Origin of the sequence: Rhodococcus sp. Q1 (genome assembly GCF_004153645.1) — a bacterium.
Classification (GTDB): Bacteria; Actinomycetota; Actinomycetes; order Mycobacteriales; family Mycobacteriaceae; genus Rhodococcus; species Rhodococcus gordoniae.
Map to the genome: position 1 here is coordinate 897,066 of NZ_SDMJ01000001.1, position 18,943 is coordinate 916,008.

Below are 18,943 nucleotides of genomic sequence, written 5' to 3' on the forward strand. Positions count from 1 at the left end.
GGACACGCTTGCTATTCGACGATCGGGAAGATCGACTCCCCGTCCTCGGGGGCGCCGCTGATCTGACCGCGGTCGACACGCGAATCCTGCACGATCACCCCGTCGACCTCGTCGGCGAGTTTCGAGTCCTCGGGCGCGCCGGTGGTGGCGTCGTCGATCACCTCGTCGACGTCCTCGGTGAGTTCGTCCTCCGGTGTCGCCGCGACGGGCGTGTCCAGCGGTTCGGCGGGTTCGACGTCGGGTTCCTCCTCGGCGAGGCGCTGGTCCAGCGACTCGCCTTCCTGCTCTTCACGCGGGGTCGTTCCGAACTTGTCGGCGCCGCTCCAGCCCTCGGGCGGGTCGACGATCTCGTCACCGTCGTTGTTCCGCACTTCGTCGGCGTCGAGGCCTTCGCTGGGGCTGAGGGTGTCGCCGGGACCGTCTTCGATGCTCATGTCGAGGAGATACCCGGCCGGTCGGGTGCGAAACCGGCGGCGGTTTCACTCCTGCCGGATGAGGCTATGCCGACGGAACACCACATCGAGGGAGTTTCCCATGGACGAGAACGACCTCTTCCAGCACATCGAGAAGCTGGTGGACGAGGAGAAGACGCTGCGCTCACGAACCGGCGCGGACGGTCCGAGCGACGAGGACCTGCAGCGGCTGGCCGCTGTCGAGAAGAGGCTCGACCAGTGCTGGGACCTGCTGCGGCAGCGTCGCGCGAAGGCCGAGTTCGGCGACGATCCGGACGGCGCGCAGGCACGGCCGGTCGACGAGGTCGAGTCCTATCGGCAGTAGGCGTCGGTGGCGCGCGCGGCGGTCCGGCGCACGAGGTCGACGATGGTCTCGGGACAGTCGGACTGCGGTGCGTGGCCGGCCCAGGGGAGCGGTACGAACCGTGCCCCGGGGATCAGCGGTGCGTACCGCACGGTCTGCGCCGCCGCGACCGTGTCGAGGACGCCCTGCGCGAGGGTGACAGGGCACGAGATGCGGCCGAGGCCTGTGGGCACGTCGGTCAGGACGCCATCCCACAGCATCGACCAGAAGCCGTCGGACTCGGCGAAGCCGCCCTTGACCGACAGCGATTCGGTGTGCGACGTCTTCCACGGCATCGCGCGGAGTCCTGCTGTGAGCGCCGTACGGCCCACGACAGTGCGCGCCATCGGTTCGATGAACGGGCTGCGGGCCTTGTTGAGCAGGCGGGCGGTCGTCATGAGCGCGCCCTGGAAGATCCGCTCCGGGGGCAGTCCGAGACCGGAAGGGGACAGGGCCACCACCGAATGAGCACGGTTGCGCACGGCAAGTTCGATCGCGAGCCGGCCGCCGAGCGAGTTGCCCAGCACGTGCACCCGGTCGAGTCCGTGCGCGTCGAGAGTCTCGACGAGGGTGTCGGTGAGGGCCGCGATCGTGGGACGGCCCTTCTGCTTCGGCGACGAACCGTGGCCGGGCAGGTCGACATTCGGCACGTCGAAGTGCTCGGCGAGTCGCGGGACGAGTGTGGAGAAGTCGTCCATCGTGGCGCCGATGCCGTGCAGGAGGAGGAGAGGTTCACCGGATCCGGTGCGGCGGTATGGCGGTCGTGAGTGCATCGGTTCCATCGTCCTCTCGACGGCGGGCCGGAGTGCCCTGTCGTACAGGTTGTGTGTTCTGTCACATTTAGGGAGGGTGACATGCGATGAGCTGGTCGAACGATGTTTTATAGCCCTTGCTTATCGAATTTCTAGAAACTATCGATTGGCACAATCAATAGTTCGCGGATAACGTCGGAGTCGTCAACCCCATCGAGATGAGTGAGGTTCTTACATGTCGCTGATCAACAAGAAGATCAAGCCCTTCAAGGCCGAGGCTTTCAAGGACGGCGCCTTCGTGACCGTGTCCGACGAGGACATCAAGGACAAGTGGGCGATCTTCTTCTTCTACCCCGCAGACTTCACCTTCGTCTGCCCGACCGAGCTCGGCGACCTCGCAGACCACTACGAGGAGCTGCAGAAGCTCGGCGTCGAGGTCTTCTCCGTCTCGACCGACACGCACTTCACGCACAAGGCGTGGCACGGCTCGTCCGAGACCATCGGCAAGATCAAGTACGCCATGATCGGTGACCCGACCCTGCAGATCAGCACCGACTTCGAGGTGCTCCGCGAGGAGCAGGGCCTGGCCGACCGCGGCACCTTCCTGGTCGACCCGGACGGCGTCATCCAGTTCACCGAGGTCACCGCCGAGGGCATCGGCCGCAACGCCGCCGAACTCGTCCGCAAGGTCAAGGCCGCTCAGTACGTCCGCAGCCACCCGGGCGAGGTCTGCCCGGCCAAGTGGGAAGAGGGCGACGACACCCTCGCTCCGTCGCTGGAGCTCGTCGGCAAGATCTGATTCGTCGACGGAAACCGTTCCGGTGGCACGGGATCGAATGTCCCGTGCCACCGGGCACCGTCCGGGTCCGCTCGGCTCGAGCTGAGAAGTTCGCCGACTCCCATCTCTTCCGGTCACAGTTCTTCCACCTCTGGAGTAGATCCTCATGCTCGATGCCTCCCTTGCCGCCCAGTTGAAGTCCCTCCTCGAGAAGGTCACCCAGCCGATCGAGCTCGTGTCGTCCCTCGACGACCGACCGAAGTCCACGGAACTCGCCGGCCTCCTCGACCAGATCGCCGGCATGTCCGACCTGGTCACCCATGTACGCGACGGTGAAGCCACCCGTCGCCCCTCCTTCCTGATCCGCCGGGTCGGTACCGACATCGAGGTCGAGTTCGCGGGCATCCCGCTCGGCCACGAGTTCACCTCCCTCGTACTCGCCCTGCTGCAGGTCGGCGGCCACCCGTCGAAGGAGGCCGCGGAGCTGCTCAAGCAGGTGCGCGATCTCGAGGGCGACTTCCACTTCGAGACCTTCTTCTCGCTGTCGTGCCAGAACTGCCCCGACGTGGTGCAGGCCCTGAACGTGATGTGCGTGACCAATCCGCGCATCAAGCACACCGCCATCGAAGGCTCCCTCTTCCAGGACGAGGTCGACGCCCGCCAGGTCATGGCCGTGCCGACCGTCTTCCTCAACGGGGAGCTGTTCGGCTCCGGCCGCATGAACCTCGAGCAGATCGTCGGCAAGCTCGACACCGGCTCCGCCGAGCGCGCCGCCGCCGCGATCAGCGAGAAGGACCCCTTCGACGTCCTCGTCGTCGGCGGTGGACCGGCCGGCGCGACCGCCGCGATCTACGCCTCCCGCAAGGGGATCCGCACCGGCGTTCTCGCCGAGCGCTTCGGCGGCCAGGTGCTCGACACCATGGCCATCGAGAACTTTCCCTCCGTCCCCTACACCGAGGGCCCGAAGTTCGCCGCCGAACTCGAGAACCACGTGCGGCAGTACGACGTCGACATCATGAACGTCCAGAAGGCATCGAAGCTCACCCCCGCCCCCACCGAGGGCGGCCTGGTCGAGGTCGAGCTCGAGAGCGGCGCCCGGTTGCTCTCGCGCAGCGTCATCCTCTCCACCGGTGCTCGCTGGCGCGCGATGAACGTGCCCGGCGAGGACGAGTACCGCAACAAGGGTGTCACCTACTGCCCGCACTGCGACGGCCCGCTGTTCAAGGGCAAGCGCGTCGCGGTCATCGGCGGCGGCAACTCCGGTGTGGAGGCCGCCATCGACCTCGCCGGTGTCGTCGCCCACGTGACCCTCATCGAGTTCGACTCGGTGCTGCGCGCCGACGAGGTGCTGCAGCGCAAGCTCCGCAGCCTGCCCAACGTCGACATCATCGTCAGCGCCCTGACCACCGAGGTTCTCGGCGACGGTTCGAAGGTCACCGGCCTGACCTACACCGACCGCACCACCGACGAGTCGCGCACCCTCGACCTGGACGGCGTGTTCGTCCAGATCGGTCTGCTGCCGAACACCGAATGGCTGTCCGGCACCGTCGAACTCAGCCCGCGCGGCGAGATCGTCGTCGACGACCACGGCCGCACCTCGGTGCCGGGTGTGTTCGCCGCCGGCGACTGCACGACCGTCCCGTACAAGCAGATCATCGTCTCCGCAGGTGCGGGTGCGACGGCCGCGCTCGGCGCGTTCGACCACCTGATCCGCACGAGCGCCCCGGCCGAGGGCGAGGAAACGGTCGCCGCGACCGTCTAGACGTCACCGCAGCCCCGTGGCCGTCACTCCCTTCGGGGGTGGCGGCCATGCTGCTTCGGGTGAACTTCTGAGGTTGGGGTCGAGAATGTCGACGGGAGCGACCACAACCTCCCCGTCGTTACGATGTGGCATGGCCGTTGTGGTGATGGGCGTGAGTGGATGCGGGAAAACGACATTCGCGCGGAAGCTTGCAGACGGGATCGGCGGCGTGTTCATCGATGCGGACGATTACCACAGCGCGTCGTCGATCGAGAAGATGCGCGCCGGCCGGGCGCTCGACGACGAGGATCGTGAGCCGTGGCTGCGCGCCGTCGCGGCGGCCACCGCCGCAAGTACCGGGACTCCGGTGGTCGCGTGCTCGGCACTGAAGCGGTCGTATCGAGACATTCTGCGTTCCGGCACTCCGAGCCTCTTCCTGCATCTGGACGTGCCCGTGGACGTCGTGAGGTCGAGGATTCGCGAACGCGGCGGCCACTTCTTCTCCGAGACACTGGTGGCTTCGCAGTTCGAGACGCTCGAGCCGCTCGGGGCCGACGAGGACGGCGTCGCCCTGGACGGCACCCTGCCGCTACCCGAGCTCGTCGATACCGCCTGCTCGTATCTCGTGGACCGGCCGGAACCCTGGGGAGCGAAACCTCGGGACGTCGAATCGCTCAAGTCGCGAGCGCACGATGGTCGCCACAGAGGGGGAACAGGGGACAGATAGGGATCGGCACATCTCATGTGCTGTGGAGCCGATGACGGGAATCGAACCCGCGTATTCAGCTTGGGAAGCTGATGTTCTACCATTGAACTACATCGGCACGCTGGGCGTTCGCCGATTTTCGTCGACTCCCGCCCAAAGCTTCGGAGCACACTGTAGCAGACCCGCAGGGCCTGTGGACGAGCGACCGTCCCGTCCGGATCCGCCGCCCGGTGCCGGCGAGAAGTGCTCGATAGTTTCCTGTGGCACTTGCAATGTCGTGCCGAACATGGCGTCGCGTCCCCTTCACCTGCCGTCATGTGAACGTGCTCGTGTTCGGAGTGGGTTAGGGCGTGACGGTGGAACGCTGCGAAGATGGACTCATGACGACTGGACGGCTCTACGGTGGACGCGCAGGTGAGGAACGGCAGGCCGATCGACGAGCCCAGCTCGTCGAGGCCGGCCTCGACCTCCTCGGCGCCGCCGAGGGCGAGCCCACGTTGTCCGTCCGCGGCGTCTGCAAGCGCGCCGGCCTGGCGTCGCGTTACTTCTACGAGAGCTTCACCGACCGCGACGAGCTGACCGAAGCCGTCTACGACCACGTGGTCCAGCGCATCGCCGAGAGCACGATGGCCGCGGTGACGGCCGCACCGACGAGCGACGACCGCGTCATCGTCCGCGCAGGTGTCGAGAACATCGTCCACGAGATCGAGGAGGACCCCCGGCTCGGCCGCATCATGTTCTCCGTCAGCCAGGCCAATCCGCAGCTGTCCAGGCGGCGCCTGGATTCGACCCGGATGTTCGCCGGCCTCGTCACGGCGCAGGCCGAGAACATCTACGCGGTCGCCCCGAGCCCGCGCCTCGACCTTGCGGCACACTACGTCGTCGGAGGGCTTGCGCAGGCACTGACGGCGTGGCTCGACGGCACGGTCCCGATGGATCGCGACGACGTGATCGAGGAGTGCACCGAGCTGCTGCTGATCATCTCGGAGCAACTGCGTAAGGATCAGTCCACGTAGAGCACCTGTCCGGCCGGCCCCGAGCAGGTTGTTAACCTCTATCCGTGCTGCTCTCCGATCGTGACATCCGCGCCCAGATCGCTTCCGGCCATCTCGGCATCGACCCCTTCGATCCGGAACTCGTGCAGCCGTCGAGTGTCGACGTCAAGCTCGACAGCCTGTTCCGCGTTTTCAACAACACCCGTTACACCCACATCGACCCGGCGGAGCAGCAGGACGAACTGACATCGCTGGTGCAGGTGCCCGAGGGTGAGCCGTTCGTGCTGCATCCCGGCGAGTTCGTGCTCGGGTCGACGATGGAGCGGTGCACCTTGCCGGCCGACCTCGCCGGTCGCCTCGAAGGCAAGTCGTCGCTGGGCCGGCTCGGCCTGCTCACACACTCGACGGCCGGTTTCATCGACCCGGGCTTCGACGGGCACATCACCCTCGAGCTGTCCAACGTCGCGAACCTGCCGATCACGCTGTGGCCGGGAATGAAGATCGGTCAGCTGTGCCTGTTCCGGCTGACGAGCCCCGCCGAGCATCCCTACGGCAGCGCGAAGGTCGGATCCAAGTACCAGGGCCAGCGCGGGCCCACCCCGTCGAAGGCGTACCTGAACTTCGTGCACAAGCACCCCGACGCGCGTCCCAACTGACGTCCGCGTCGGATCCTGCGCTCGGAACGGCCGGATACACCACGGAGGCCGCGATGTTTCCGGCCGGCCCGTGTGCACACGACCGCGCGGGTTAGTCTCTGAACGTGCGCGTCGCTGTGGTTGCTACCACACTTCTGCTCCTGCTCGCGGCCTGCGCGCAGGATACTTCGTCGCGTCCCTCGCCTCCGGAGGATCTTCCGGTGGTCCGCGCGGACGGTGGCCGGCTCGTTCTCGACGACCGTCCGTGGTGGCCCGCCGGGCTCAACGCCTATCAGCTGGGTACGCGCTGGGAGATCAACAGGGGATGCGGTGCCGAGGTGGATCTCGACGAGTTCTTCGGTGCGCTGGCGCCCCGATCGGTGGTGCGTTTCGACGCCTTCCAGTCCCACGCCGTGCACCGGATCGGCGACATGCTCGACTTCTCCGCACTCGACGCCGTCTTCGACGCTGCCGAACGGCACCGGGTGTACGTGATCCCGGTTCTCGCGCCGCAGGACAGTGATTGCGACGCGGGTGGATACAAGCAGGCCGATTGGTACGACACCGGTTGGCGCGACCCGCTGCCCGGTCATGTGCTCGCCTACGACGACTGGGTCGCGACGGCCGTCGAACGGTGGGGATCGTCGCCCTCGGTGGCGATGTGGGAGTTGATCGGCGAACCAGAGACCGCGACCTGCACCGACGACGAATGCACCCTCGAACGACGCGAGTGCTTTCCCGGTGGTGCGCGACTGCTCCGCAACTGGATCGACGAGGCGGCAGGAATCGTCCGCGCACACGACCCGGACCGGCTCGTCACGGTCGGCACCATCGGAGGCGACCAGTGCGGTTCGGCCGGCGACGATTTCGAGATCGTGACGGACGCGGAGCAGCTCGACGTCGTGCAGTACCACGACTACGACGACGCACAGTTCCTCGAGCAGCGGCTCGCCCGGTTGTCGAAGCCGATGCTCGTCGCCGAACTCGGGGTCCGGGCCGGCTCGTGTCTCGACCTACGCGAGCGTGCCGAGATCGTCGACCGCACGCTCACGCGGTACCGCGACCTCGGGGCCGACGGTGCGCTGTTGTGGTCGTTCGTCCCCGACCCGCGGGCGGACGAGTGCACCTACGACATCGGTCTCGACGACCCGGTCCGGTATGTCCTACGGCGTCACCACCGCTCAGGATGAAGCGCGGTCGCTCACGCGGAAGAGCCTCCAATCGGGTTGGTCGGCCCCGTCGTTGGGGATCTCGAGTTCGAGTACGGCGATGTCGCTGCCGGTCTCGTAGATCGTGGGATAACGGCGGTTCACGGCATCCGATGTTCCGCGACCCTCGTTGGGGACGGTCAGGATGTATTCGACTCCGTAGGACGAAGGGCGGTTGAGCACGGCCGTGAAGTCGGAATCCGAAGGGATGACGAACGTCTCGGGGCGTTCGGTGGCCGAGAAGATCGCGAACCCGTAGACCGTGTCCATCAGCACCGAACCCGGTGGCAGGTCCCTCTCGTCGAGGTATTCGGCGATGCGTCGTTCGGTGGAGAACGCCGCGATCACCCGTCGCTGCTGCTCACGCACGTCGGACGGATCATCGTCGTCCGGGAACAGAACCGTGCGCAGCGCGTGTTGTTCCTGCGACAGGGCGGGCGAGCCCATCGCGACGAACGTGATGGGCAGACTGCACACCAGTAGTACCGCACCCAATGGGGCCGCCCCGCTGTGGTCCTCGGCTCTCGGAACGGTGTGCGGGCCGGGACGTCGGGCCGCGAACCGCCCGCGTCGCGGCGCCAGTTGCACGACCCACACGGCGAGCAGCGGGATCGCGCAGATGTAGAAGCGCAGGAACGGGAAGGTCATCCCGCGCGCGTAGGACAGTGCCGCGAAGCCCAGAACCGCGCCGAAGACCACGAACGGTACGAGCGGTTCGAGATCGCGTCGCCGCCACGCGAGCACCGCCACGACCGGAATCAAGAGCGGAAGCGCCGGTCCGAGCACGACGGTCTCGGCGAGCGAGAAGGCGATCGCACCGAGTCCGCCCGACGACCCACCACCGCTCTGCTCGAGGATGGCGGCGTTGCCGTAGGTGGAGGTGAACTGCGCGAGCCCCTCCCCGGTGACGAGCCAGCTCGTGGTGACGAACACGACGAAGGCCAGGGCGAGGGGAGAGGCGACGAGAATGGCGTCCATGATCGCCGGCTGCCATCCGGCGCCGGGAGCGTATCGGCGTGAGCGGTACCGGACGAGCAGCGCGACGAAGACCGTCACCGCCCCACCGACGGCCAGCGCGTCGTACCGCGCGAGATACGCCAGTGCCAGGGCGATGCCCGCCAGGGCGAGGTCGTGGATGTCGTCGGTGCTGCACCACCGGATGAGCCGGCGAGCGGCCCAGCACAACGCGAACAGGAACGGTGCCTCGCTCATCCCGTTCGCGCCGTAGTAGACGATCATCGGATTCAGTGCGAAGGCCGCCGTCACCGTCCACACGAACCACGGGGAACATCCGCGATCGCACGCGATCTTGTGGATCTGCACCGCTGCGCCGGCCATGAACGGTGCCGACATGATCACCGCCGTCACCGAATAGGCCGTCAGTCCGGGGAACCACGCCGACAGACCGGCGAGAGGCACCTGGACGAGTGCGGTGAGCGGCGTGAACACGAATCCGATGGCGGCGAGATGCGGGTCGCGGCTCAGCAGCACCGTCCGCGCAGCGCTCACACGGCTCAGCGAATCCCCTTGGTAGTACTGCACGTCGAGCGCGAGCCACAGACCTGCCGCCAGATAGATCAGGCACGAGGTCCAGAACACCCACCGGCTGCGGGCCTTCACGACGACAACCCGTGGAACGTCTTCTCCCAGTAGGAGGGATTGCGGATGAGCTGATAGGTGCCCTTGATCGCCGCGATGGACATGAGCACCCAGTACAGCGGGACGGTCAGGCACGGCCACCACAGGTTCGCGTGCCCGGTCTCGCGACACGCGACGAAGTTCATGTACATCACGGCGACATTGCCGAACACGAGCGAGATCAAGGCGGGGAAGTAGGCGTACCACGGGAAGATCTCCTCGATGAGATCCGCCTGTCCGAGCAGCCACGACAGCGTCGTCATCCAGAACACCATGTTCAGGCACGCGATGATCGGTGTACCCGCCAGCAGGGTGGTGAACCGCAGCATTCCTGCTGTGCCGATGACTCGCCACAGTCGGACGGGACGGCGCATGTGGACCAGCCAGGTCTGCAGATAGCCCTTGTACCACCGGGATCGCTGCCGCACCCAGTTGATCGGATCGCTGTTCGCCTCTTCCAGTGTGGTCGAGTCGAGAACCGCGGTGGAGTAACCCGATTCGGCGATCCGGACACCGAGATCGGCATCTTCGGTGACGTTGTACGGATCCCACGCACCGATCTCGTCGAACACCGATCGGCGGATGTGGTTCGACGTCCCGCCGAGCGGGATCGGCGAGTGCGACTTCATCAGGCCGGGCAGGATGAAGTTGAACCACAGCGCGTAGTCGGCGGTGAACCAGCCGGTCAGCAGATTCTGGGTTCCGTTGTGGAAGGCCAGCTTCGCCTGCACGCACGCCACGTCGTCGCCGAGGCGGTCGAAGACGACGACCACCCGGCGCAGCTGCAGTGGTTCCGGGAGATCCTCGGCGTCGAAGATCGTCACGATCTCACCCGTCGTGAAGTGCAGTCCGTAATTGCACGCCTTCGGTTTCGTGCGCGGGTCGGCGGCCGGGACGAGCAGGATCTCGACGCTCTCGCCGAGTCCGGCCTCCTCCGCGGCGTCGATCGTGACGGTGTCGTCCTCCTCGAGCAGCAACAGCACCTGGAGCTTGTCGGCCGGATAGTCGAGCGCGGCCATGGCAGCGAGCAGGTCGCCGACCACCTCGGGTTCGTTGTAGGCGGGGACGAGCACCGTGTACGGCGGGAGCCGGTCGTCGGTCAGGGCGAGCGCTTCCTCGTCGTCGACGATGAACTGCGCGTCGCGGGCCATGCCCCGGGTGAAGAGCAGCAACCGGTCGGCCAGGGTCGCGATGTACCCGAAGGTGCACAGCACGGTGAAGACGATCAGGGTAGGTTTCGTCGCTACGACCAGCGAGGCCACGAAGGCCGCGGCGAGTGCGAATCCGAGATACTTCTGCCACGGCACGAATGCGACCGACGCCGACGAGACGGGGCTGCGTTCACGGAGTCCGTGTACGGCCTCGTGCAGGGCCGCCTTCCGGTAGGCGTCGAATTCGATGGTGTTCTCGGCCGGAACATCGTGTCCGGAACCGACGTTCACGCGTCCTGCCATTGTGCCTCCACGAGTTCGCGACCCACCTCGATGAGCATGGAACGGTCCTTGTACTCGGGTTCGGTGTCCTCGACGGTGCCGTTGCCGCGCAGCAACACTCGCATCAGCGTGCGTGCGTTGGCGACAGTGTTCGGCTCGGGCTGCGGGAACGGCGCATCGAGTTCGTGGTTGTCCACCGTCAGCAGGCTCACCCGCTGGGCGACGGTGTCGCTGCGGGTCCAGACGAAGCTGAGCAGGCTCCACGTCAGGAGCAGTGTGTCGTCGACGACGGTGAAGTATTCGGCGGTCACACCGCGACCCAGATCGACGTATTCCTTCGGGCTCACCCGTGATCTGCCCAGTGCGTACATCGATTGGGTGGGATAGACCGCGAACTGGTTCGGGCTGCGCACCTGTAGGGTCTGCACTGCGACGGTGCGGGGGCGCAGCAGCCGATCCCACTCCGGGTTCGGTTCCTCCGCCCGGAGCATCTGCCGGCGCAGCACCGATCCCTGACGGAAGTAGGCGCGCGGCCAGTCGTAGTCGACGGACGACAACTGCACCCATCCGGACGGGACGACCTGGGTGGCGGTGCCCGAATAGGGTGGTCCGACCGAGACGGGTGTCAGGCGCTGGTCGGGGAGCGGCAGGAGTGCGGCGAGCAGGGCGGCCACCGCGATGCACATCGCTCCGCGTACTGCCTGGGCGATCGAGACCGGATTCGGAGGCAATGTGCGCGGTGCGAGTCCGCGAAAGGTCCACAGGTAGGCGCCGGAGCCGACGACCACCGTCGCGATCACCGCCGGGACGTACTGGTCCACGGCGATGGGTGCGTCCGGCCATCGCCGATCGATCACGGCGAGCACGATCAGTCCGATCACGAATGTTGCGGAGCCGTAGAAGAATCCACGAGCCCAGGTACGCCGGGTCGCCAGTCCGATCGCCGAGGCGGCGAGCACGAGGGTGACCACACCGGCGACGAACTTCGTCCCGCCGAGTTCGACGAGCACGATCCGGTACACGACAGGGGAGCTCAGGAAGAGCATCATCCATGCCTCCCAGTAGGCCGCGGTCACCCGCAGGCCGAACATCGCGATGCACGCACCGCACACGAACACCCACGCGGCGAGCACGTCGAGGTGCATCACCTGGTAGGTGGTCGCGTATCTCGGCATCAGCAGGCCCTTGATCGCGAGCGCGATCAGCAGCAGGAGCACCGACGTGATGATGTCGGTCTGCCGGTCGTGGATGGGCAGTTCGTTCCGGCGCCTGCGCGTGACACCGATCGCGACGACCGCGACGAGCGGTGGCACGATCAGGACGTAACCGCCCGTGGTGCCCGTGCGGATCTCCGCGATCAGCTGCAGCCAGGTGGAGTGGAAGCCGATCAGTGTCGCGGCGACTATCACGACCCACCGGATGGTGGTGCGCCGCAGCGCGCTCGTGAAGAACCGTTCGGTGAACGGCGGTTGCTCGACTGTCGTGGTCATCGCGTTCACCGCGACTGCGGGCGGCGCCGGCGGGAGAGCGCCCACACCGCGGCGCCTGCCGCACCGGCGACGAGCAGGACGACACCCGCGACGACCACCGCGGTCACCGTGCTGTTCGTTCCCGACGACGCCGCGTCCACGCCGTCGTCCTGGGCCCGGGGATCGATGAGGGTGATCGGATCGCGGTCGGGCGCGGTGAACAGCACGCTGCCCTCGAGCTCGAACCAGCGGCCGGGCTCGGCGGAGAGCCAGTCGATCGTCCGATCGAGTTCTTCGGGGACGTCGGTGGACGTGGCGACCAGTACGGTGCGTCCGTCCTCGCGCACGACCTGCACGGAGGCGAAGTCCACCTCGGTGCCGAAGGTGAGGCTGGTGCTCTCGCCGGTGGCGTCGCGGACCTCGAACCGGCGGTCCTCGGTGCGGACGAGCGGCAACTCCGACTGCAGTCGGTCGGGGATGACGCCGTTCGCCGCCACGACCAGTGCGGGCGCCGACGAGGTGAGCGCGTCGTCGATCGACACCCAGGTCGGATCCAGCGGGCGCGTGGTGAGCGACTGGAGCCCGGCGACGAGTTCGACGGCACGTCCGACGTCGACGAGTGTGCGAGCGGCGGTGGCGACGTTCAGCTGCGGCATCAGGGTCTGGGGCAGCGACGGAAATCCGGCGGGAACGGGCGGGTCGGCGACGGTGCTCGACACGCGGCTGTCGCCGTCGATACGGAGGGTGACGGGTTGCTGGAGACCGCACTGCTCCTGGGAACCGGTCGTGCGGAGCGCGACGGTGATGTCGGTGAGGCGCCCGAGGGACGAGTTCGGCACCGTGACCATGCGGTCGATGACACCGCTCGAGTCGGCTGCCCATGCGTCGAGCTGGACGTCACCGGCCGAGACGGTGATCAGCCCACCCTGGGTGGCGGGAAGCGGGGTGTAGGAACCCTTCAGATCGATGGCGACATCCCGGACGGGTCGGCCGAACTCGGCCTGATCGAGGAACAGATGTACGTCGGCGATGCCGAGACCGCTCGTCTCGAGATCGGACACCCGCAGGTCGTTCAGGGTGGTCGAGTCCGGAGCAAGGATGGGCGGGACGTCGAAGGTGCCGACGGCCACGTCGGAGCCCACGGCGAAGCCGGACAGGACGCTGTTCACCAGGCGCCCCTGGTCGAGAAGGGTCTCGGCATCGCCTCGGACGTACAGGGCGGGAGGCCCATCGGGAATCGTGCCGATCTCCACACCCGTCTCCTCGCCTTCGCGGACGACGATCTGCCGGACGAACGGACTGTCGGCGGCCGGGGGAATGCCGTTCGGCGGCAGTTCACGCACGTCCACCGGCACCTGACGTCCCGAATAGCGCGCGGTCACGCCGGCGGCGAGATCCAGGGTGACGGTCGACTCGGCGTCCGTCGGTTCTTCTGTCAGATACAACTCGAGGCGTTCGAGGACGGGCGGCAGATAGTCGGCGACCACCGACGGGAGCGTAGGGGTACCGGCGTACCGGATCACACCGTCGTGCAGTCGTACCGAACCGAGGGTCCAGTCGTCGGGGCAGATGTTGTCGACGGCTGTCAAGGTCAGCCCCAGCGAGATCACCGCGGCGTCGTTCTCCACCTTCGCGCCGGTGAGCGGAATCGACAGGGGCACGATGTCGCCGCCGGCCGGCAGTTCCACGCGGGTGAGCAACCGTCCGTCCGAGGTGACGTCGATCCATCCGCGCGCGACGTTCGTGGGCAGTTGGGCTGTGGTGTCCAGGAGAGCGGGGGTATTTCCGGGAGGGACCGGAATTGTGAGCGTGACGACATCGGAATTGCCGCGGAATTCCAGCTTCGGGCCGAGCCCCAGATTGCGGGTCGGGAATGCGACCTCGCCCGGCGAGGCCGGTTCCGTCGGCTCGAGATCCTGTGCTGAAGCAGTAATCGGGTTCGCGCACAACGCTATCGAGGCGGCAAGTGCCAGCATCAGGCTACGGCGGGAACGGCGACCGGTTCGGTGGAATGTCACCCGAACAGCGTATTGTGTCGGATCACGAAAGTATTGCAGGCGCGTCGGCAATTCGTTATGACGTTGCTCTGTTGTAACGAAACGAGGGCCGGTCCCGATTTCAGCCGACGACCCCGAACCGGACGAAACAGGAGGCACCGGTGGCGGAACCGCTGAAGGCGTTGTTCGTGAACGAGAACATCGGTGGACACGCTACGGTGCACCATTCGCTCCGGCGGGCGTTCGTCGAACGCGACGACATCGAGGTGGAGTTCCTCGACGCCCACGGTCCGGGATTCGTGGGCAAGGTGTTCCGCGCGCCGGTGCCCGGACTCGATCGGCTCGATCTCGACCTCCAGGCGCTGCGCGGGCAGCTCGTGCATTCCCGGGGGCTGAGGCGTCGGCTGCAGGAACGTCTTGCCCAGGGAGACATCGACGTCCTCCACGTCTACACCCAGAACTGCATGCTCGGTTCGGCCGACCTGATGCGGACTCGTCCCACGGTGGTCACGACGGACAGCACCAACGAACTCAACGCTTATCTGATCCCGTATCGCACGGCGACCCGGTTCACTCCGTTCGCGGTGCGCGCAGCGGTCCGCTTCGAGCGTCCGGTGCTGGATGCCGCGGACCTGGTGATTGCCAACGGCCGGCGCACCGCCTCGTCGCTGACCGGGGCGACGTACGGATTGCCCGCCGAGAAGGTGCTGACGATGGCACCCGGGATCTGGTCGCCCTTTCTCACCGGGGAACGGGCATTGCCCGATCGTTCGCGGCACCGGCGTCCCACCGTCGTCTTCATCGGCACCAGCATGGAACGCAAGGGCGGCAGCACTCTCCTGCGGCTGCACCAGCAGTACCTGAGGGAGACGTGTGATCTGGTGCTCGTCACACGTGATCCTGTTCCGGATCTGCCGGGTGTGCGGGTGGTGGGTGATCTCGTGAGCGGTGACGACCGATTGTGGGACATCCTCGCCGAAGCGGACCTGATGTGCTTCCCGTCCGGAATGGACCAGGCACCCAACGTGATTCTCGAAGCAGGTGCGGCCGGACTTCCGGTCGTCGCGTCGACGGTGGGGTCGATCCCCGAGATGGTCGTCGACGGCGAGACCGGGCTTCTCGTCGAACACACCGACGACGAGGCGCTCCTCGCGGCACTCCGGATGTTGCTCGCCGACGGGGTGCGGCGACGCAGCATGGGCGCGGCAGCGCACGCGCGGATCGCCGAACTGTTCGATATCCGCACGACCGCCGCGCGACTGACGGAGCTGCTCGGCCGGGTGCACAGGAGGGTCGTTGCGCGGTGAGCGCTTCGCTGCTGTTCGTCGCGCACACCGGTGAGCGGTCGGGTGCCGAGAAGGTGATGCTGGCGCTCGTCGACGTCGCCCTCGCACAAGGCCTGCGAGTCACCGTGGCGTGCCCCGATGGACCCCTGGCCGAGGCGCTCCCGGCCGGGTGCGTGCACGTCGGGTTGCCACGCCTGGGCATGTGGGGTCAGACGGGAACCGGGCGGATCACGGGCCTGGCGAGTCTTCCGGTGCGGTGGCTGGGGGGCGCGCTCCGGCTCCGGCGCGTGCTCGCCGCCGAGCGACCACAGGTGGTGTGCAACTCGTTGTTCGCGTTGCCATCCCTGCGATTCGCTGTCGCAGGTACATCCCATCGCGAACGTGCGAGGTGGCTGGTGCACGACACTCTGTCGTCACGGAAGCAACGCCTCGTCGCCCGCCTCGGCAGAGCAGCGGTGGCGGGTGCCGTAGCGGTCTCCCGCGCCACCGCGGCTCCGGTCCGCGAATGCGGATATCCGGTCGTCGTTGCGCCGAACGGGGTTCCGGTACCGGTTGCACCGTCCCTCGCCGCCCGTCGTGCCGGCTCGGCCGTGCGGGTGGGCATCCTGGCGTCGGTGACGGAGTGGAAGGGGCATCGGGTTCTTCTGGATGCGGTCGCCGAGGTGCCCGAAATCTGCCTCGACGTGGCAGGTACGCCGTTTCCTGGCGACGAAGCGTTCCTCCACGAGTTGCGCCGCCGCGCAGAGCGCTCCGACCTGCGTGGACGCGTGTCGTTCCTGGGGCAGGTCGACCCGGCAGAGGTATTCGCGGTCTGGGACGCGTTGGTCTCGGCCAGTATTGCACCGGAGGCCGGGCCGCTGGGAGTGCTCGAGGCGATGGCGCACGGTGTGCCCGTCGTCGGTACCGATCACGGAGGCACCGCCGAATATCTGTCCGACGGCGCGGGGCTGCTGGTGCCGCCCGGTGACGCGAACACCCTGGCCGCGGTGTTGCGACGGATCGTCGCCGAACCCGAGCTACGAACCGGGCTCGCCGTCACCGCGCGGCGCAGGGTGGAGGACCATCACGATATCGAGGTGACGCTGCCGGCCATGGCGAACGCGCTCTGGGCGACCGGCGTCACGTTGTGAGCCATCCTCGAGTATTGCTTTTGCAACCATGTTGTGATCTCCGGTGTTTGGTGTTGGCGGCGGATTCGCGCACACTGTGAGCCATGTGGGTGTGGATCGCATCGGCGCTGGCGGCGTGGTTGAGCCTTTCGGCTCTCGGCGCGCTCGCGGTCGGTCGGTTCCTGTTCGTCTCCGAGAGGGAGGAACAACTCGTCGAGATGCAGCGCGAGCAGCGTGATTCTGCGAATCCTCCCGTGAGTTCCTGACACGCCGCATCACCGCCGACGCGGTACTCGCGAGTAACAATTTTCCGTGTCTAGACTCGGATCCGCGTCGTCCTCCTGTCCCCCCATGTGAGGACGACCGCACGGGTCGGTTACCCCCATCACCGGTCCGTGCCGAAGCCCCGGCCGATCCACCACCACGATTGCCGGGGCTTCACCTATTTCCGGCGGGAATATCCTGTCGTTCCTGACCGAGCGGACTCCCCGCATTGCGATCGCCCGCTGCGCACGGTGCCGATGGCTGCTGCGTGCCGGGCGGATGGCGCAGGAGCTGCTGGACACCTTCGGTGCCGCGCTCGGTGCGGTTGTTCGGGACCGTAAGGAGGGCAACGGTTTTCCTGAAATCGCTACGCTCGGGCAATGGGTGCGCGAGCTCGTGGATCCGGCTCGTGATCTCGGGCACGTCGATCGGGCCGATCGGACCGACGATGCCCCTCGTCGCGACAGTACCGACATCTCGCGGTAACGTTCCGGTATATGTGCCCGCGTTCTACGCGCGCCGGGCACGGTCGACGGCGTGCCGTTCACGAAGCGGTCGCCGACATCGAAAATACGGGGAGGAAAATCGATGAATTCTGTTGCGAAGAAGGCTGCCGTCGCAGCGTCGGGTGCCGCACTGCTGGCACTGGCAGTGCCGGGCATCTCGTCCGCTGCGGGGCCGAACGTATCGGCGAATGTGGAGAACGGCGCCATCGTCGTCGACTTCGACCTGAGCCGGGCGGACGTCGATCGCGGCGTCACCTGCGTCACCTACGTCCTGAAGCCGGGCACCGTCGACACGGCCGATCCGTCGGGCCGCATCGACGCGCAGCCCGCCGGAACGAGCTTCTCGGTGACCAACACCAGCACCTCGAGCGCGCTGTACATCAAGGACGGCGCACCCTCGCAGGCCGGCCCGGAGTCGATCACCGACGGCACCTACAACGTCTTCTGGGGCTGCCAGGACGCCTCGGGTACGCAGTACGAGAACATCTTCGACGCGTCCGGTCGCCCCTTCACCGGGGGGATCCCCGTGACGGTCGGCGGCGGCGAGTCCGCCCCGCAGGGCGAGTCGGCTCCTGCTCCGCAGGCGAAGTCGGCACCGCAGACCCAGGCCGCTCCCGAGTCCGGCCAGGTTCCTCAGACTCCCGAATCGGAGCAGGAGCCCGTGGATCCTCTCCAGTTCGTGATCAAGTTCCTGCGCGATCTGATCGGCAACCAGTCCTGATCCTCGAGCATGTCCGTATCGGCGGCACCCCCAGGGTGCCGCCGATGCTGTTTCTGTAGTGGCCCGGAGAAGACAGTCCGAGAGTGCGTGAGCCGTGGAAGGGAGGATGTGTGGAGGCCGCTTCGACCGCGACGGGTCTCACATCGTTGCCGCAGCTGCGTCGTTCCTACGGTGAGAGTATGCGTCCACTGACGTCCGGCGGGGGCTGGTCCGCCGGTGACGGCTGGTGGGTGGGCATCACCGGTGCCCCCGACCCCGACTACAACCTCGCTCTCGTCCACGGTGGCGATGTCACCACCCGGGCACATCACGTCTACGAGACCCTGACGGAAGCCGGCAACCCGTCGATCGTCCTGCTCGCCGGAGACGGACTCGGTGCTGCGCAGGTCCTTGCCGACCACAGTTGGGTGTGTGCCGGATCGTTGGATCTGACCTGTCTCGTGGCTCATGACGCTCCCGTCGACCCGGGCTTCCGAACGCTCGGTGAGGCCGATATGGCGGATGCCCGCGAACTCGCCGCCGGGACGTTCGGGATCGCGCCCGGGACTGCTGCCGTCGCCTACGCCGATGCCATGGCACGGACCCCCGGCGTCGAGGTGGTCGGCATCGTCGAGGACGGGGATCTGCAGTGCTGTGCGCTGCTCGTGGACAGTGGGGCGATCCGGACGGTGTGGTCGCTCGGAACTCATCCGGGACGCCGGCGGCGCGGGTTCGCGAACCGGTTGATCAGAGCGGGCGCCGCCCACACCTACGCGCAGCGCGGCCCGGTCGCGATGTGCGGGCTCACCAGGCCGCGCGTCACGCCGCTGTACCTCGCCGCCGGAGCACGCGTCGCGGAGACCTGGCAGATGTGGTCGCGTCCGCGTTGGCTGCTCGGCAGTTGACGGACTGTACGGACGAGTAACGTTTG

The 18,943-nt window shown here is 67.1% G+C and carries 19 protein-coding genes and 1 tRNA gene; 13 read left to right on the top strand and 7 right to left on the bottom strand.

Annotation, left to right across the window (positions count from 1 at the left end; genetic code table 11):
- Positions 1 to 11: 11 nt before the first annotated feature.
- Complete coding sequence (locus tag EQ874_RS04250; protein ID WP_129975747.1) at positions 12 to 434, bottom strand: hypothetical protein; 423 nt, start codon at positions 432 to 434, stop codon at positions 12 to 14.
- 100 nt (positions 435 to 534) lie between these two features.
- Between EQ874_RS04250 and EQ874_RS04255 the strand changes: the two genes are divergently transcribed.
- On the top strand, positions 535 to 777 hold the full coding sequence (locus tag EQ874_RS04255) for a DUF2630 family protein (protein ID WP_064063527.1): 243 nt from the start codon (positions 535 to 537) through the stop codon (positions 775 to 777).
- On the opposite strand, the gene EQ874_RS04260 is transcribed toward EQ874_RS04255, so the two are convergent.
- Positions 765 to 1,568: an alpha/beta hydrolase gene (locus tag EQ874_RS04260; protein ID WP_242496628.1), complete on the bottom strand. Its 804-nt coding sequence runs from the start codon at positions 1,566 to 1,568 to the stop codon at positions 765 to 767. The genes EQ874_RS04255 and EQ874_RS04260 overlap by 13 nt on opposite strands.
- A gap of 214 nt (positions 1,569 to 1,782) precedes the next feature.
- Here EQ874_RS04260 and ahpC point away from each other — a divergent pair, with 214 nt between their 5' ends.
- From ahpC to EQ874_RS04275, 3 genes are all read left to right on the top strand, one after another.
- Positions 1,783 to 2,346, top strand: a complete 564-nt coding sequence (gene ahpC, locus EQ874_RS04265; protein WP_016933943.1) for an alkyl hydroperoxide reductase subunit C — start codon at positions 1,783 to 1,785, stop codon at positions 2,344 to 2,346.
- A gap of 145 nt (positions 2,347 to 2,491) precedes the next feature.
- Positions 2,492 to 4,087 (top strand): alkyl hydroperoxide reductase subunit F, encoded by a 1,596-nt coding sequence (gene ahpF / locus EQ874_RS04270; RefSeq protein ID WP_129975751.1) that lies wholly within the window; start codon positions 2,492 to 2,494, stop codon positions 4,085 to 4,087.
- 130 nt (positions 4,088 to 4,217) lie between these two features.
- A complete protein-coding gene (locus tag EQ874_RS04275; RefSeq protein ID WP_242496629.1) occupies positions 4,218 to 4,793 on the top strand; it encodes a gluconokinase in 576 nt (191 codons plus the stop codon).
- Between the two features lie 23 nt (positions 4,794 to 4,816).
- Here EQ874_RS04275 and EQ874_RS04280 read toward each other — a convergent pair.
- Positions 4,817 to 4,890, bottom strand: a tRNA-Gly gene (locus EQ874_RS04280).
- Between the two features lie 262 nt (positions 4,891 to 5,152).
- On the opposite strand from EQ874_RS04280, the gene EQ874_RS04285 reads away from it, so the two are divergent.
- The 3 genes from EQ874_RS04285 (at position 5,153) to EQ874_RS04295 (ending at position 7,592) form a co-directional block, all read left to right on the top strand.
- Positions 5,153 to 5,788, top strand: a complete 636-nt coding sequence (locus tag EQ874_RS04285) for a TetR/AcrR family transcriptional regulator (protein ID WP_129975753.1) — start codon at positions 5,153 to 5,155, stop codon at positions 5,786 to 5,788.
- 44 nt (positions 5,789 to 5,832) lie between these two features.
- Entirely contained in the window at positions 5,833 to 6,423 is a 591-nt protein-coding gene (gene dcd / locus EQ874_RS04290) for a dCTP deaminase (RefSeq protein ID WP_129975755.1), read from the top strand.
- Between the two features lie 104 nt (positions 6,424 to 6,527).
- A complete protein-coding gene (locus tag EQ874_RS04295) occupies positions 6,528 to 7,592 on the top strand; it encodes a beta-mannosidase (protein ID WP_129975757.1) in 1,065 nt (354 codons plus the stop codon).
- On the opposite strand, the gene EQ874_RS04300 is transcribed toward EQ874_RS04295, so the two are convergent.
- The 4 genes from EQ874_RS04300 to EQ874_RS04315 are packed head-to-tail and all read right to left on the bottom strand — an operon-like array spanning position 7,584 to position 14,168.
- Positions 7,584 to 9,230 carry a glycosyltransferase family 39 protein gene (locus tag EQ874_RS04300; RefSeq protein ID WP_207213470.1) on the bottom strand — a complete coding sequence of 549 codons (1,647 nt, stop codon included), beginning with the start codon at positions 9,228 to 9,230 and terminating at the stop codon, positions 7,584 to 7,586. The genes EQ874_RS04295 and EQ874_RS04300 overlap by 9 nt on opposite strands.
- Positions 9,227 to 10,702 carry a glycosyltransferase gene (locus tag EQ874_RS04305; RefSeq protein WP_016933270.1) on the bottom strand — a complete coding sequence of 492 codons (1,476 nt, stop codon included), beginning with the start codon at positions 10,700 to 10,702 and terminating at the stop codon, positions 9,227 to 9,229. The genes EQ874_RS04300 and EQ874_RS04305 overlap by 4 nt, the downstream gene beginning before the upstream one ends.
- On the bottom strand, positions 10,687 to 12,171 hold the full coding sequence (locus EQ874_RS22820; protein WP_242496630.1) for an archaeosortase/exosortase family protein: 1,485 nt from the start codon (positions 12,169 to 12,171) through the stop codon (positions 10,687 to 10,689). Before EQ874_RS22820 ends, EQ874_RS04305 begins: the two co-directional genes overlap by 16 nt.
- A 5-nt stretch (positions 12,172 to 12,176) precedes the next feature.
- Positions 12,177 to 14,168 carry a hypothetical protein gene (locus EQ874_RS04315; protein ID WP_242496631.1) on the bottom strand — a complete coding sequence of 664 codons (1,992 nt, stop codon included), beginning with the start codon at positions 14,166 to 14,168 and terminating at the stop codon, positions 12,177 to 12,179.
- Positions 14,169 to 14,308: 140 nt separating this feature from the next.
- Between EQ874_RS04315 and EQ874_RS04320 the strand changes: the two genes are divergently transcribed.
- The 6 genes from EQ874_RS04320 to EQ874_RS04340 all read left to right on the top strand — a co-directional run bounded on the left by EQ874_RS04320 (position 14,309) and on the right by EQ874_RS04340 (position 18,917).
- Positions 14,309 to 15,454: a glycosyltransferase family 4 protein gene (locus EQ874_RS04320; RefSeq protein WP_064063542.1), complete on the top strand. Its 1,146-nt coding sequence runs from the start codon at positions 14,309 to 14,311 to the stop codon at positions 15,452 to 15,454.
- Positions 15,451 to 16,563, top strand: coding sequence for a glycosyltransferase (locus EQ874_RS04325; RefSeq protein ID WP_129975759.1), 1,113 nt, complete (start codon positions 15,451 to 15,453; stop codon positions 16,561 to 16,563). The genes EQ874_RS04320 and EQ874_RS04325 overlap by 4 nt, the downstream gene beginning before the upstream one ends.
- Before the next feature lie 83 nt (positions 16,564 to 16,646).
- Entirely contained in the window at positions 16,647 to 16,808 is a 162-nt protein-coding gene (locus tag EQ874_RS22825) for a hypothetical protein (protein ID WP_016933265.1), read from the top strand.
- A gap of 232 nt (positions 16,809 to 17,040) precedes the next feature.
- On the top strand, positions 17,041 to 17,292 hold the full coding sequence (locus EQ874_RS04330; RefSeq protein WP_347400864.1) for an Rdx family protein: 252 nt from the start codon (positions 17,041 to 17,043) through the stop codon (positions 17,290 to 17,292).
- Positions 17,293 to 17,394: 102 nt separating this feature from the next.
- Positions 17,395 to 18,033, top strand: a complete 639-nt coding sequence (locus EQ874_RS04335) for a hypothetical protein (RefSeq protein WP_129975761.1) — start codon at positions 17,395 to 17,397, stop codon at positions 18,031 to 18,033.
- 179 nt (positions 18,034 to 18,212) lie between these two features.
- On the top strand, positions 18,213 to 18,917 hold the full coding sequence (locus EQ874_RS04340; RefSeq protein WP_242496632.1) for an N-acetyltransferase: 705 nt from the start codon (positions 18,213 to 18,215) through the stop codon (positions 18,915 to 18,917).
- The last annotated feature ends 26 nt before the right edge of the window (positions 18,918 to 18,943 follow it).

Excerpts from the sequence above, each read along its gene's own strand:
- EQ874_RS04275 (WP_242496629.1), top strand. The coding sequence starts at position 4,218 with ATGGCCGTTGTGGTGATGGGCGTGAGTGGATGCGGGAAAACGACATTC.
- EQ874_RS04335 (WP_129975761.1), top strand. The coding sequence starts at position 17,395 with ATGAATTCTGTTGCGAAGAAGGCTGCCGTCGCAGCGTCGGGTGCCGCA.
- EQ874_RS04340 (WP_242496632.1), top strand. The coding sequence starts at position 18,213 with ATGCGTCCACTGACGTCCGGCGGGGGCTGGTCCGCCGGTGACGGCTGG.
- EQ874_RS04255 (WP_064063527.1), top strand. The coding sequence starts at position 535 with ATGGACGAGAACGACCTCTTCCAGCACATCGAGAAGCTGGTGGACGAG.
- ahpC (WP_016933943.1), top strand. The coding sequence starts at position 1,783 with ATGTCGCTGATCAACAAGAAGATCAAGCCCTTCAAGGCCGAGGCTTTC.
- EQ874_RS04260 (WP_242496628.1), bottom strand. The coding sequence starts at position 1,568 with ATGCACTCACGACCGCCATACCGCCGCACCGGATCCGGTGAACCTCTC.
- EQ874_RS22820 (WP_242496630.1), bottom strand. The coding sequence starts at position 12,171 with ATGACCACGACAGTCGAGCAACCGCCGTTCACCGAACGGTTCTTCACG.
- EQ874_RS04250 (WP_129975747.1), bottom strand. The coding sequence starts at position 434 with ATGAGCATCGAAGACGGTCCCGGCGACACCCTCAGCCCCAGCGAAGGC.
- ahpF (WP_129975751.1), top strand. The coding sequence starts at position 2,492 with ATGCTCGATGCCTCCCTTGCCGCCCAGTTGAAGTCCCTCCTCGAGAAG.
- EQ874_RS22825 (WP_016933265.1), top strand. The coding sequence starts at position 16,647 with ATGTGGGTGTGGATCGCATCGGCGCTGGCGGCGTGGTTGAGCCTTTCG.
- EQ874_RS04285 (WP_129975753.1), top strand. The coding sequence starts at position 5,153 with ATGACGACTGGACGGCTCTACGGTGGACGCGCAGGTGAGGAACGGCAG.
- EQ874_RS04305 (WP_016933270.1), bottom strand. The coding sequence starts at position 10,702 with ATGGCAGGACGCGTGAACGTCGGTTCCGGACACGATGTTCCGGCCGAG.